The sequence below is a fragment of the Acinetobacter qingfengensis genome, from assembly GCF_008693185.1.
Classification (GTDB): Bacteria; Pseudomonadota; Gammaproteobacteria; order Pseudomonadales; family Moraxellaceae; genus Acinetobacter; species Acinetobacter qingfengensis.
This window is the reverse complement of the sequence record NZ_VXKN01000003.1, coordinates 185,945-200,459: the sequence shown is the minus strand read 5'-3', so window position 1 is coordinate 200,459 and position 14,515 is coordinate 185,945. Positions and strand designations below refer to the sequence as shown.

At 41.6% G+C, this 14,515-nt stretch carries 13 protein-coding genes; 12 read left to right on the top strand and 1 reads right to left on the bottom strand.

All coding sequences use genetic code 11. From position 1 onward, the window contains the following. Positions 1-2 precede the first annotated feature (2 nt). Genes nuoE through nuoN form a run of 10 tightly spaced genes read left to right on the top strand, consistent with a single transcriptional unit; the run spans position 3 to position 11,932 of the window. The gene (gene nuoE / locus F4V57_RS05830) at positions 3-512 is read left to right on the top strand and encodes an NADH-quinone oxidoreductase subunit NuoE (protein WP_070069216.1); all 510 of its coding nucleotides are present in this window, start codon (positions 3-5) and stop codon (positions 510-512) included. Continuing rightward, positions 509-1,840 carry an NADH-quinone oxidoreductase subunit NuoF gene (nuoF, locus tag F4V57_RS05825; RefSeq protein ID WP_070069215.1) on the top strand — a complete coding sequence of 444 codons (1,332 nt, stop codon included), beginning with the start codon at positions 509-511 and terminating at the stop codon, positions 1,838-1,840. The genes nuoE and nuoF overlap by 4 nt, the downstream gene beginning before the upstream one ends. Positions 1,841-1,851: 11 nt before the next feature. Continuing rightward, a complete protein-coding gene (nuoG, locus tag F4V57_RS05820; RefSeq protein ID WP_070069214.1) occupies positions 1,852-4,551 on the top strand; it encodes an NADH-quinone oxidoreductase subunit NuoG in 2,700 nt (899 codons plus the stop codon). Positions 4,552-4,554: 3 nt separating this feature from the next. Next, the gene (nuoH, locus tag F4V57_RS05815; protein WP_070069213.1) at positions 4,555-5,568 is read left to right on the top strand and encodes an NADH-quinone oxidoreductase subunit NuoH; all 1,014 of its coding nucleotides are present in this window, start codon (positions 4,555-4,557) and stop codon (positions 5,566-5,568) included. An 18-nt stretch (positions 5,569-5,586) separates the two neighbouring features. Further along, complete coding sequence (gene nuoI, locus F4V57_RS05810) at positions 5,587-6,129, top strand: NADH-quinone oxidoreductase subunit NuoI (protein WP_070069212.1); 543 nt, start codon at positions 5,587-5,589, stop codon at positions 6,127-6,129. Further along, entirely contained in the window at positions 6,129-6,653 is a 525-nt protein-coding gene (gene nuoJ, locus F4V57_RS05805) for an NADH-quinone oxidoreductase subunit J (RefSeq protein WP_171257524.1), read from the top strand. Before nuoI ends, nuoJ begins: the two co-directional genes overlap by 1 nt. After that, entirely contained in the window at positions 6,653-6,961 is a 309-nt protein-coding gene (gene nuoK, locus F4V57_RS05800) for an NADH-quinone oxidoreductase subunit NuoK (RefSeq protein ID WP_070069210.1), read from the top strand. The genes nuoJ and nuoK overlap by 1 nt, the downstream gene beginning before the upstream one ends. Further along, a complete protein-coding gene (gene nuoL, locus F4V57_RS05795) occupies positions 6,958-8,850 on the top strand; it encodes an NADH-quinone oxidoreductase subunit L (protein WP_070069209.1) in 1,893 nt (630 codons plus the stop codon). The genes nuoK and nuoL overlap by 4 nt, the downstream gene beginning before the upstream one ends. 1 nt (position 8,851) lies before the next feature. After that, positions 8,852-10,459, top strand: coding sequence for an NADH-quinone oxidoreductase subunit M (gene nuoM, locus F4V57_RS05790; protein WP_070069208.1), 1,608 nt, complete (start codon positions 8,852-8,854; stop codon positions 10,457-10,459). A 3-nt stretch (positions 10,460-10,462) separates the two neighbouring features. Next, positions 10,463-11,932, top strand: a complete 1,470-nt coding sequence (gene nuoN, locus F4V57_RS05785; protein ID WP_070069207.1) for an NADH-quinone oxidoreductase subunit NuoN — start codon at positions 10,463-10,465, stop codon at positions 11,930-11,932. Between the two features lie 173 nt (positions 11,933-12,105). Here the strand turns inward: nuoN and pcaU are convergent, their stop codons facing one another. After that, a complete protein-coding gene (pcaU, locus tag F4V57_RS05780; RefSeq protein ID WP_070069206.1) occupies positions 12,106-12,915 on the bottom strand; it encodes an IclR family transcriptional regulator PcaU in 810 nt (269 codons plus the stop codon). Between the two features lie 261 nt (positions 12,916-13,176). On the opposite strand from pcaU, the gene F4V57_RS05775 reads away from it, so the two are divergent. Together F4V57_RS05775 and F4V57_RS05770 are read left to right on the top strand one after the other, a co-directional pair. After that, positions 13,177-13,833 carry a 3-oxoacid CoA-transferase subunit A gene (locus F4V57_RS05775; protein ID WP_070069205.1) on the top strand — a complete coding sequence of 219 codons (657 nt, stop codon included), beginning with the start codon at positions 13,177-13,179 and terminating at the stop codon, positions 13,831-13,833. Between the two features lie 18 nt (positions 13,834-13,851). Beyond that, complete coding sequence (locus F4V57_RS05770) at positions 13,852-14,499, top strand: 3-oxoacid CoA-transferase subunit B (protein WP_070069204.1); 648 nt, start codon at positions 13,852-13,854, stop codon at positions 14,497-14,499. Positions 14,500-14,515: the final 16 nt, after the last annotated feature.

Sequence of the window (14,515 nt, the reverse complement as noted above, 5' to 3'; positions counted from 1 at the left end):
TTATGATGATTTTGACTGATAAAAAACCACGTGTAAATGTCGAAGGGATTTTGACTCATGAAGAGATTCATGAAATCAAACATCATATCGGACATTATCCTGATCCACGTGCTGCATCTTTGGATGCATTAAAATGTGTACAGCGCCGTAACGGCTGGGTAGATGATGCACAATTGAATGCCATTGCCCAATTGTTAACAATTAGCGTAGCAGATCTTGAAGGTGTGGCGACATTTTATAACCGTATCTATCGCCGTCCTGTAGGTCGTCACGTTATTCTGTTGTGTGACTCAATTGCCTGTTTCCTTATGGGTGCAGAAACACTAGCGGAAGCATTTCAGCGTGAACTGGGTATTCAGTATGGCCAGACGACAACTGATGGACGTTTTACCTTATTGCCAATTTGTTGTTTGGGGAATTGCGATAAAGGTCCTACATTAATGATTGATGAAGATACTCATGGATTAGTTGAAGTATCTTCAGTCAAACAGTTATTGGAGAAGTATGTATGAATACTGAACCAAAACCAATTTATGGCGACGGTAATCCGGAAACACATCCCTTAACCTGGCGTCTAAGTCGTAAAGAACATCTTCGTGATATCAATGATTATGAAGAATTAGATGGTTATGCCGGTTTGAAAAAAGCCATTACCATGAAGCCGGCTGAAGTATTGGACGTTGTGAAAGCTGCGACTGTCAAAGGCCGTGGTGGTGCAGGTTTTCCAGCTGGAATTAAATGGTCGCTGATGGCACCGAATGACGGTGGTCCACGTTACTTAATTTGTAATTCCGATGAAATGGAACCGGGTACGTTTAAAGACCGCTTGCTCAATGAAAAACTGCCACATCAGTTGATTGAAGGTATGTTGATTGCAGCATATACCCTTGAAGCAACCCATGGTTATATTTTTATCCGTGGTGAATATATTGAGGCTGCACAGTGGTTAAATGAAGCACTGGAGCAAGCTCGTGCCAAAGGGTATCTCGGGGAAAATATTCTCGATACAGGCTGGAATTTTGAGCTGTATGTACATACTGGTGCAGGCCGCTATATCTGTGGTGAAGAAACTGCGTTAATTAATTCGCTTGAAGGTCGTCGTGCCAATCCTCGAACCAAACCACCATTTCCTCAGGTGGCAGGGGCATGGGGTCGTCCAACAATTGTGAATAATGTAGAAACTTTCAATAATTTACCTGCAATTTTATTGCGTGGTCCAGAATGGTATATCGGTCTTTCTGAAGGAAAGTCCAAAGATCCTGGTACCAAAATATATGGCGCATCAGGTAAAGTAAAATTTCCGGGATTATGGGAATTACCATTTGGTACAACTGCTCGTGAAGTGATTGAAGAACATGCCGGTGGTATGCGTGATGGTCTGAAACTTAAAGCATGGTTACCGGGTGGTGCATCAACTGACTTTTTGCCTGCTGATACCATTGATTTGCCAATGGATGCAGAAACTATTATGAAAGCCGGTTCTCGTTTGGGGACTTGCTTGTTGATGGTCGTTGATGAAACACAATGTATGGTTTCCGCAGTACGTAATCTGGAAGAGTTTTTTGCACGTGAATCATGTGGTTGGTGTACACCATGCCGTGATGGTTTACCTTGGGCTGTTAAAGCTCTGAAAGCCTTGGAAAATGGTGAAGGTAAACTGGAAGATGTACAGCATCTTCAGGAACTAACCCGTAAATTATGGATCGGTAAAACCTTCTGTGCCCATGCACCAGGTGCTATGGAACCTTTAATGGGTGCACTCAAACATTTTCGTAGCGAGTTTGAAGCAAAAGCGACTGATCGTCCTGTTGCTCAAACCAGCCACGTAGAACAAGCTTAAGGGACTCGACTATGGCTACAATTCATGTCGATGGAAAACAATATGAGGTCAATGGCTCAGAGAATCTGCTACAGGTATGTTTATCTCTGGGAATTGATATTCCTTACTTTTGTTGGCATCCATCCTTAGGTTCAGTTGGTTCTTGTCGTCAATGTGCTGTTAAACAATACGCAAATCCTGAAGATACGCGTGGACGTTTAGTCATGTCATGTATGACACCTGCTTCTGACAATACCTATATTTCTATTGAAGATCAGGAAGCGAAAGATTTTCGTGAATCTATTGTAGAGTTGTTAATGACCAATCACCCACACGACTGTCCAGTCTGTGAAGAGGGTGGTCATTGTCATTTACAAGATATGACGGTGATGACACAACATGACCGCCGTCGTTATCGTTTTACCAAGCGTACTCATCATAATCAGGAATTGGGTTCATTCATTGCACATGAAATGAACCGTTGTATTGCATGTTATCGTTGTGTTCGCTATTACAAAGATTATGCCGGTGGTACAGATTTTGGCGTCTATGCCAATGCATCACGCGTTTATTTTGGCCGCCCGCAATCTGGTACGCTGGAGTCAGAGTTCTCTGGTAATTTGACTGAAGTTTGTCCGACTGGGGTGTTTACCGATAAAACCCATTCTGAGCGTTATAACCGTAAATGGGACATGCAGTATGCGCCAAGTGTGTGTCAGGGCTGTTCATCAGGTTGTAATATTTCTCCGGGCGAACGCTATGGTGAATTACGCCGTGTAGAAAACCGTTTTAATGGCGAAGTGAATCAATACTTCCTATGTGATAAAGGGCGTTTTGGCACAGGATATGTTAATCGTGCCGATCGTCCACGTCAGCCACAATTACGTAATGGTGTGAGTGTTACGGCAATTTCTGTAGATCAGGCACTTGATCGTGTCATTGCCAGCTTAAACGGCAAGAAAGTGTTGGGTATTGGCTCTCCTCGTGCCAGTCTCGAATCTAACTATGCTTTACGCGAGTTAGTGGGGAACGAGCATTTTTCTACAGGAATGAATCAAAAAGAGCAGTCCTTGGTTGAGTTAGCCGCAGATATTATGCAAACCGAAGGGATTTATAATCCAGGAATGCGTGAAGTTGAAAGCTATGATGCTGTGTTAATTCTAGGTGAAGATTTAACCCAAACTGCACCACGTATGGCATTATCTGTACGTCAGGCAGCAAAAAATAAAGCCAAACAAATGGCAGCGGACAAACGCACTCAGGACTGGCTAGCTGAACCTGTACAACGTATTGCCCAGCATGCCAAGTCCCCAGTATATATTCTGGCAGCAACCCAAACACGATTGTCTGATATTGCCGAAGCAGAAGTTATTGCTTCACCAAATGATATTGCTCGTTTAGGTTTTGCCGTTGCAGCCGTGCTGAAAGGTGAAGCAATTCTAGGTTTGGCCGATGATGCCAAAGCTTTTGCCGAAACAATGGCAAATACACTAAAAGCAGCGAAAAAACCATTGGTTATTTCTGGAACCAGCTTACAAGATCCAGCTATTATGGAAGCTGCTGCGGCAGTTGCTCAGGCGCTAGGTGAAACAGCAGGTTTAACCTTGACTGTTCCTGAAGTCAATTCTATGGGGTTGGCATTATTTGGTGGTTTAAGTCTGGAACAGGCGTTTGCACAAGATTATGAAACAATTCTTATTGTGGAAAACGACCTATTCCGCCGATTACCGGCTGTGCAGGTACAGGCCGCTTTGGATAAAGCTAATCAAGTGATTGTTCTCGATCATGCGGAAACAGCAACAGTGCAAGCTGCTGACTATGTATTATCTGCTGCAAGTTTTGCAGAAGGTGATGGTACGGTTGTCAGTCAAGAGGGCCGTGCACAACGTTTCTATCAGGTTTATGATCCGAGTTATTACAAACCGGAATACGTGATCAAAGAATCATGGCGCTGGTTACATGCTATTGACACCGGCTTAAAAGGCAAAGAAATCTCATGGACTTTATTGGATCATGTGATTGAAGATGTTGTTCGCAATGTTCCTCAATTACAAGCCATTGAAGATGTTGCTCCAAATGCAGATTATCGTATTCATGGTTTAAAAATTGCTCGTGAACCGCGCCGTTATTCTGGTCGTACTGCAATGCGTGCACCGATTTCTGTACATGAACCAAAACAACCTATTGATGTTGACTCAGCATTAACCTTCTCTATGGAAGGTTATGTTGGCCCACAAAAAGAATCTTCATTGATTCCATTTGCTTGGGCACCAGGTTGGAACTCACCACAATCATGGAACAAATATCAGGATGAAGTTGGTGGGCACCTTAAAGGTGGCGACTCTGGTGTGCGTTTATTTGACCGTCTGGTAAAACGTCCAGCACGAACTTATGTTGCACCACACGCTATTGTAGCTAATCCTGATACATATCGTCTGGTGCCGATGCATCATATTTTTGCTTCAGGTGAATTCACAGTGAAAACTCCTGCAATGCAATCCCGTATCCCAGAAGCTGCTTTTGCAGTGGGCGAACAGGATGCAGCTCGTTTGAATGTAAAAGATGGTCAGCATATTTGTGTTCAAGCTGGAGATACAACAGTTAATCTGCCAGTACAGGTCATTGAATATTTACCAGCAGGGTATATTGGTTATCCGGTAGGATTAGCACCAACAATTTCTCTGGCTGAACCAGTTGCTATCTCAGTTGAAGCGCAAGCGGTAGGAGTGTAAATTATGAATGAAGCATTACGCGCACTACCAAACTGGGCAGCAAACTGGCCAATCGCTTACAGCGTGATCCAAGCTATCGTAATTTTGTTGGTTGTGGTTCTGGCAGCAGCGTATATGTCATTTATCGAGCGACGGTTGCTCGGTTTATGGCAGGATCGTTATGGTCCAAACCGTGTAGGCCCTTTCGGGATGTTCCAGATTGTTGCAGACATGCTTAAAATCATGTTTAAGGAAGACTGGACACCAAAATTTGCCGATAAACTGATTTTCCGTATGGCACCAGCAATTGCAATGGCAACTGCTGTTATGTCTTTTCTGGTCATTCCGATCAGCCCTACAATGGGCGTAGCTGATTTGAATATTGGTCTATTGTTCTTTATGGCAATGGCTGGTATTGCGGTTTATGCTGTGCTATTTGGTGGTTGGGCATCCAACAACAAATATGCCTTACTGGGTGCATTGCGTTCTTCTGCACAAACGATTTCTTATGAAGTGTTTCTAGGAATTTCGTTGATGGGTGTGGTTGCATTGGCTGGTTCATTCAACATGCGTGAAATTGTTGAAGCACAAAAAGAAATCTGGTTTATCGTGCCACAATTTTTTGGCTTCCTGATTTTTGTGGTTGCAGGTGTTGCAGTGACTCACCGTCATCCATTTGACCAACCTGAAGCAGAACAGGAATTATCGGAAGGTTATCACGTTGAATATGGCGGAATGAAATGGGGCATGTTCTTCGTTGCTGAATATGTCAATATTATTTTGATCTCAGCATTGATTGTGACATTGTTTTTTGGTGGCTGGTTAGCACCATTTAATCTGAATATTTCATTTATTCCACCTGCATTCTGGTTCATCATCAAAACCATGTTTTTTATGATGATGTTCATTTTGGCGCGTGCTTCATTGATGCGACCACGTTATGACCAGGTGATGAACTTTGGTTGGAAAATTTGTTTACCGCTAGCATTGGTTAACCTTCTGGTAACTGGTGCGTTGATTCTGATGAATCAGGCCTAGGACAGCAGGGAGAATAGAATGTATAAATTTCTGGCTGGTGTTGGGTCAATCGTTCGTACCTTATGGATGGTCTTTACCCACGCTACACGTAAACGTGACACCATCATGTATCCGGAAACGCCGGCTGAACAAATTGTTCCGCCACGTTATCGTGGTCGTATTGTATTAACTCGTGATCCTGATGGTGAAGAGCGCTGTGTTGCTTGTAACCTGTGTGCTGTCGCTTGTCCGGTAGGTTGTATTTCATTACAAAAAGCCGAAAAAGAAGATGGACGTTGGTATCCTGAATTTTTCCGTATTAACTTCTCACGTTGCATTTTTTGTGGAATGTGTGAAGAAGCCTGTCCAACCACGGCAATTCAGTTAACGCCTGATTTTGAATTGGGTGAATACGTGCGTCAGGATCTGGTTTATGAAAAAGAAAACCTGCTGATTTCTGGGCCAGGTAAATATCCTGATTATAACTTCTACCGTGTAACAGGTATGGCTGTGGCAGGAAAAGAGAAAGGTCAGGCACAACGAGAAAGTGCACCGATCGATACACGGAGCTTATTACCATGATGTGGCCATTTTATTTAATGGCACTGGTCGCCATTATTTCAACGATACGTGTGATTACAAATTCTAATCCTGTTCATGCCTTACTTAGCTTGATTGTTTCACTTCTGGCAGTTGCGGGGATTTTCTTTATTGTTGGGGCACCTTTTGCTGGTGCGCTGGAAATTATTGTCTATGCGGGTGCGATCATGGTGTTGTTCGTATTCGTGGTGATGATGTTAAATTTAGGCTCACATACTGTAGCACAGGAAAAAGCATGGTTAACCTCATCAACATGGGCATGGCCGGCAGCAATGAGCTTTATTCTGGGACTGACACTTGTATGGATGTTAAGTTATTCGCAAGTTGATGCCACACTCGGACAACAGCTTGTGACGCCAAAAGAAGTGGGCACAAGTTTATTTACCAAGTATTTATTATTGGTTGAAGTTGCGGCAATGTTGTTATTGGGTGCCATAGTCGCTGCTTATCATTTAGGTAAGCGTGGCTTGGGTGAAGAGAGCGAACAAGACAAGGAGCAAGACTAATGGGTCAAATTCCTTTGGATCACGGCTTAATTCTTGCGACGATTCTTTTCGCCCTTGGATTTTGTGGTGTGATGGTACGCCGTAATGTGTTGTTCATTCTGATGAGCCTTGAGGTGATGATGAATGCAGCAGCACTTGCATTTGTATTGGCAGGTAGTGTTTGGGGACAACCAGACGGGCAAGTGATGTTTATCTTTATTTTGACACTTGCAGCAGCAGAAGCCTGTATTGGTTTGGCAATTGTGCTTCAATTTTATCACCGCTTCCATCACTTGGATGTGGATGCAGCTAGAGAGATGCGCGGATGAGTTATTTATATTTAACAATTCTATTCCCGCTAATCGGTTTTATTATTTTGGCGGCAGGCCGTGACAGGCTTTCTGAAAATGTTGCAGCCATTATTGGTGTGGGTGCTGTCGGTTTATCTGCATTAACCACTTTGTATGCTGGTCTTGATTTTTATCAGCAAGGTGGTATGGCCTATAACCAAAATCTCTGGACGTGGTTTAATGTGGGTGGTTTTGCACCGCAGATTGGTTTACATCTGGATGGTTTGTCATTATTGATGACAGGCATGGTAACTGGTGTCGGTTTTTTAATTCATATTTTTGCCTCATGGTATATGCGTGGCGATGAATATGGTTATGCGCGTTTCTTCTCCTATTTTAACCTGTTTGTTGCCAGTATGCTGGTATTGGTACTGGGTGATAACTTAGCGTTATTATTTTTGGGCTGGGAAGGTGTAGGTTTATGCTCATACCTGTTGATTGGTTATTATTATGTAAATCCAGCCAATGGTTGGGCGGCCATTAAAGCCTTTACTGTAACTCGTGTTGGTGATGTATTCTTATTAATTGCCTTATTCCTGTTATATCAGCAGTTTGGTACGCTTGATACAGTTTATATTGTAGAAAATGCGCATGTGGTATTAACGGACAGTAACCTTGCTTTCTGGACAGCACTGATGTTGTTCCTTGGGGCAGCAGGTAAGTCAGCACAAATTCCATTACAAACATGGTTAGCTGATGCGATGGCAGGTCCAACACCTGTATCCGCATTGATTCACGCTGCAACAATGGTAACTGCCGGGGTGTATTTAACATCGCGTACCTATACCGTATTTGAGATGGCACCTCAGGTGTTACAATTTATCTCGATTACAGGGGCAGTGACTTTACTGGTTGCAGGTTTTGCTGCACTGGTTCAAACCGATATCAAACGTGTCTTGGCTTATTCAACCATGAGTCAGCTCGGTTATATGTTTATGGCGGTTGGTGCTGAAGCTTATCAGGCTGGTTTATTCCACATGTTGACGCATGCTTTCTTTAAAGCATTATTATTCTTGTCTTCAGGCGCTGTAATCATTGCTTGTCACCATGAACAAAACATCTTTAAGATGGGTGGATTATGGAAGAAAATTCCATTTGTATTTGCCTGTTTTGTTGTTGGTGGCGGAGCCTTGGCGGCATTACCGTTTATCACTGTGGGTTATTTCTCCAAAGATGCGATTTTAGGTGCAGTATATGCACATGGCCAGATTGCAAATTTACCATTATATAACTGCTTATACTGGACAGGTGTTGCAGGGGCATTCCTGACATCTATCTACACTTTCCGTTTAATTTGGCTGGTATTCTTTGGTCAAGAAAAAACTCATGCACATCCAATTAAAGGTGTAACTTATTGGGGGCCATTGTCCATCCTGCTGGTTTTATCTACAGGTGTGGGTGCCTTATTAAAAGCACCAGTAGAAAAATTACTGACATCTGCACAAATTCCCGTATTTGCGATTCCAGAAAGCCTTGAGCATGCTGTGCATGGTGCAGAACATACTGCAGTAGGCATTGCATTAGGTGGCCTAGTGATTGGCGTGATTTTGTTTGCTTTTGCTTATAATGCAGTCAAAACAATTGCCAACACTGGATTTGGTGCTGGTATATCACACATCTGGCGGACAGCCTTTGGTTTTGATGCACTGTATAACATTGTTTTTGTTAAACCATTTTTATTACTGGCACGTTTGTTAGGACGTGATCCTGTTGATGGTTTGTGGTTACTGGTGCCTGCACTTGTAAAAGGTGGTCATAAATTTACCAGCTATCGTCAAACAGGTTTACTACGTGAATACGCTTCGAGTATTGGATTAGGTGTTGTGGTCTTGTTGATCGTCTTAATCATTACTCAGGTGGGGGTATAAGATGGATAACAATTTACTTCTTCCCGCACTGATTCTGGTTCCTTTTATTGCTGGATTTTTGTGTTGGATTGCAGATAAAGCAGGTTCAAATCTTCCAAAATGGATTGCCCTGATTGGTATGGTAATTACTTTAGGATTAACATTAATCCTTTGGCAAAGTGGTAATTATCAATTTGATCCTCAAGGTCAGGTGCCTGAATGGGCAGCACAATTTCAGGTGAACTGGATTCCAACTTTTGGGATCAGTATCCATTTGGCAATTGATGGTATGTCAATGCTGATGGTGGCATTAACAGCGTTACTGGGTGTGATGGCTGTTGGTTGTTCATGGTCAGAAATTCAAAAGAATGAAGGTTTCTTTTTTCTGAATCTATTGTGGAGTTTAGGCGCAGTTATTGGTGTATTTATCGCCATCGATATGTTCCTGTTCTTCTTCTTTTGGGAAATGATGCTGGTTCCGATTTACTTCCTGATCGCACTTTGGGGGCACAAAGGTTCTAACGGTCGTTCACGTGTTTATGCAGCAACCAAGTTCTTTATTTATACTCAGGTTGCCGGATTAATCATGCTGGTTGGTATTTTGGCACTTGTCATTATCAACTATACGCAACAATTACAGATTAATCCTGATAATGCCCGTTTAAGTTTTGATTATATGGACTTATTGGGGACGCAGATTCCACATGGTTTAGATTATGCCTTGATGCTGTGTTTCTTTATTGGTTTTGCTGTCAAATTACCAGTATTTCCTTTACATGGCTGGCTACCAGATGCGCATGCACAGGCACCAACCGCTGGTTCTGTGGATTTGGCCGGGATCCTGATCAAAACTGCAGCTTACGGTTTAATTCGTTTTACTATTCCATTCTTCCCTGAAGCATCTGCTGAATTTGCAAACATTGCCATTATTCTCGGTTTAATTGGTATTTTTTACGGGGCATGGTGTGCATATCAGCAAACCGATATGAAACGTTTGTTGGCTTATACCTCGATTTCTCACATGGGTTTTGTGTTACTGGCAATCTATGCAGGTAATATTTTGACTTATCAGGGCTTGATGGTCATGATGTTGGCTCATGGTTTATCTTCTGCCGCATTGTTTATTATGTGTGGCCAGATTTATGAGCGTTTACATACCCGTGATATGCGTTTGATGGGGGGTATTCGTGGTCAGTTCCGTTATCTGCCATTCTTCCTGATGTTCTTTATTGCTGCATTGGTCGGCATTCCAGGTTTAGGTAACTTTATTGGTGAATTCCTGATTTTGATGGGTTCTTATGCACGTTATCCTGTTTTCACGATTATTGCTGCGGTCAGTTTGGTATTTGCAGGTTTATACGGTTTGATTCTGATTCATCGTTCATTATTCGGTGAGCCAAATAAAGAACAGGCGCAACATTATCAACAGCCTTTAAAAGATTTATCGGCACGTGAGATTGGTATTTTAATGCTTGCCGTTGTTGGTTTGGTATGGCTAGGTTTATATCCACAAACTATTCTTGATATTTCAAATTCAAGTATGAGTTGGATCGTGAACAGTTACTTACCTCAAATCCATAGCGTGGTTGATCCTGCTGCTGTTCAACTTAACCCATCGGAGATCCAATAAGCCATGAACTTCACAATTTCATTTTCGGAGCTAATGCTTTTAGCACCTGTGATGATCGTGGCCTTAACAGCGATCATTGCGATGTTACTGGTAGCGCTCAAGCGTAATCATACGATGGTAGCAACACTTAGTGTGATTGGTTTAAACCTTGCTGCTTTACTGATTGTGCGTAATTTGTGGTTGGGTCTTCCACCTGGCAACATCATGGGTTTATTTACTGTTGATCAGTTTGCCAATATGTATATGCTGATGATTCTAGTATCAGCACTGGCTTGCTGTACTTTGTCACATGCTTATATTGATAGTTTCAAAGATAATCGTGAAGAGTTATATATCCTGTTGCTGGCTTCAGTAACAGGGGCGATGTTAATGGTGTCTAGTACACATTATGCTTCTTTCTTTATCGCTTTAGAAACCATGTCTATTCCTGTATATGGCATGCTTGCCTATACTTATCAACGTGAAAAATCACTTGAAGCTGGGGTTAAATATCTGGTCCTATCTGCAACTGCTTCTGCAATGTTGTTAATGGGTCTGGCATACGTGTATGCCTACACTGGCGAAATGTCATTTATGGAATCTGCATTAAAGATTGTGCATACCTTAAATGAGCCATTGGTGGTGATTGGATTGGCATTGGTGGTATTTGCTAGCGCATTCAAATTATCTATGGCGCCATTTCATAAATGGACACCTGATGTTTATCAAGGTGCGCCAACACCAATGGCAACATTTCTTGCGACTGTCGCCAAAGTGGCAATGCTTGGTTTGTTTTTACGTTATGTCTTAACATCAGGTACGTTGGTGCTAGATGGTATGATGACTGTACTTACAGTTATCGCTGTATTGTCGATTGTGTGTGGTAACTTATTGGCAGTAACACAGGTTAATTTAAAACGTATTCTAGCATATTCATCTATTGCCCATTTTGGTTATCTGCTAGTTGCTTTGATCAGCACGGATGTATCAAGTGTGAGTACAATTACTGTATACATTGCAACTTATGTACTGACAACAATTGGTGCTTTTGGTGCAGTATCTTTAATGTCTAGTCCATACAACAATCTGGATGAAGCCGAAAGTCTGGCAGATTATCGTGGTTTATTCTGGCGCCGCCCAATCTTGACTGCAACACTGACTGTGATGATGTTATCGTTGGCAGGTATTCCATTGACTGCTGGTTTTATTGCTAAATTTGTGGTGGTCATGGCCGCAGTTGCTGGCGCACACTGGTTCCTTGCAGCAATGGTCATTGTGGGTAGTGGTATTGGTTTATACTATTATTTACGTGTAATGGTAATTATGTATTTGACACCACCGGAAACCCCGCGTATTGATGCACAGCATAATTGGGGACAAACTGCGGGCGGTATTATGGTATTGTTGGCAGCGCTATTGGTTCTGGTTTTGGGTGTTTATCCGCAGCCATTATTAGACTTTGCAGCAGCTGCATCAATTTCTGTTGTACGTTAATTAGATTTTATTTTAAAAAAGACTCTGCCTGTGCAGAGTCTTTTTTATATAGCTATAGTATTTTCAGTATCAAATGAACTAAATACAGCTTACTTTATAAAATTAGACTAATTTAATTTAAAAATAAATTTAGAAAAACATGCATTTAGTCAAATCTTCATTAAAGATAGCAATCATAATAAATTCCTTAATTCACGGGAAGTATCCTGAAGTAATGGTAAAATATAATCAACCATATAGGCTTTGGTAATCCGTCCTGTTGGTGCAACAATATTCAGGGCAGCAATGACCTTAAGAGATGAATTAAATATTGGTACGGCAAGCGCATGCACCCCCAGTTCATGTTCTTCAGCAGAATAGCACCAACCTTGTTCTAGAATCTGCTGTAACAGATTTAAAAAATCCTGATTATGCTTATAGGTATATTTAGTTAAACGCTGTAATGGATATTTATCTAGCCAGTCTAACCTTTCTTGTTCAGGTAAATGTGCTAATAATACTTTACCAGCAGAAGTTGCATGAGCCGGCAAGCGATTCCCCAGATGTAATCCATAAGGATTAACCCGATCAGTTTGTTGGTGTGCTGCACTACGCGCAATGGTGATGGCTTCAAAACCATCTAGTACCATTACCGAATAAATTTGTGATGTTTGATTAGTTAATAAGTTTAATAAAGATTGTGAAATTTTCGGTAAATAGGCAGCACCCAGATACGCACCTGAAAATTTTAAAACTTTGGGGGTTAAATAAAAAAAATGCCCATCTGATTCAAGATAGCCTAAATATTCTAACGTTAATAAATGACGGCGGGCAGCGGCGCGGGTTAAACCAGTACGTTCAGCTGCCATAGAAATATTCATACGATGTCGATCTGTACCAAAACTATCCAGAATAGCCATACCCTTGGCAATCCCTGCGATAAAGTCTTCATGGCGAATAGTTTTTCTATTGTCCGGATTTTGAAGTCGTTTTTTTTCAATCATATACGACAATCCTGTGTTAAATAAAGATAGAACAGCAGCAATTTAATGCAAATTTACTGAATAAAGAATTGTTCGATAGTCGTATTAGTTTACTATTAATCGAACATAAAAGAAAAAAATCACTGGTAAATTAATTGAAATTTATCAAAAATGCAGCAAAGGGAATGTAAAGTAAAATAGTTGGAATTGCTATCGTCATTTAAACCTACAATTTAGCTTTGATCTCCCCGATTCTGGAAATGTTTTGCAGTGGAGCAGAAAATGATCAACAAAATCACCTCATTAACAGGTGCATTATCACAGATTCAGGATGGTGCAACGATCCTGATCGGTGGCTTTGGTTCAGCAGGGCAGCCCGCTGAATTGATTGATGGGCTAATCGAACTTGGCCGAAAAGACCTGACCATCGTTAGTAATAACGCTGGTAATGGAGATTACGGTTTGGCGAAATTATTGTCCACTGGTGCTGTGAAAAAGATTTTATGTTCGTTTCCACGTCAGGCTGATTCCTACATTTTTGATGAATTATATCGTAGTGGAAAAATTGAACTTGAGGTCGTTCCTCAAGGTAATCTGGCATGTCGTATTCAAGCTGCTGGTATGGGATTAGGAGCAGTTTATACACCAACTGGATTTGGTACAGTGTTGGCGGAAGGCAAAGAAACTCGTGAAATTGAAGGGAAACATTACGTACTGGAATATCCAATTCATGCAGATATTGCTTTAATCAAAGCTTATAAAGGTGATCGTTGGGGTAATCTGATTTATCGTAAATCAGCCCGTAATTTTGGCCCAATTATGGCGATGGCAGCCAAATGTAGTATTGCCCAGGTATCGCAAGTGGTCGATCTGGGAGATCTTGATCCGGAAGAAGTGATAACACCGGGTATTTTTGTAAAACACGTGGTAAAGGTTTAAAAAATCGGGAGAGCAAAAATGAGCTATCAAAAATTAAGCCGTGATCAAATTGCTGCACGTGTTGCCAAGGATATTCCAGAAGGTAGTTATGTCAATTTAGGGATTGGTCTGCCAACCCGAATCGCTAATTATTTATCCAAAGATAAGGAAGTGTTCTTACATTCTGAAAATGGAGTATTGGCTTTTGGTCCCCCCCCTAACAAAGGGGAAGAGGACCCTGAATTAATCAATGCAGGAAAGGAATATGTGACGTTACAGTCAGGTGGATGTTTCTTCCATCATGGTGATTCTTTTGCCATGATGAGAGGTGGACATTTGGACATTGCTGTACTTGGTGCTTTTCAAATTGCCGAAAATGGTGATCTGGCCAATTGGCATACTGGTGCCAAAGATGCCATTCCATCAGTAGGTGGTGCAATGGATTTGGCAGTTGGTGCCAAAAAAGTTTATATCACTACAGAACATGTGACCAAACAAGGTGATTTTAAAATTGTTGAACAATTGACTTATCCTGCGACAGGGTTGCAATGTGTAGATCGTATCTATACCGATTTGTGCATTATTGATGTCACGGAAAATGGTTTAAAGGTCATAGAAATGGTTCAAGGATTAAGTTTTGAACAATTGCAAAATTTAACCGGTGCCAGATTGATGGATGCTACATAAAACACCTTATTAATGG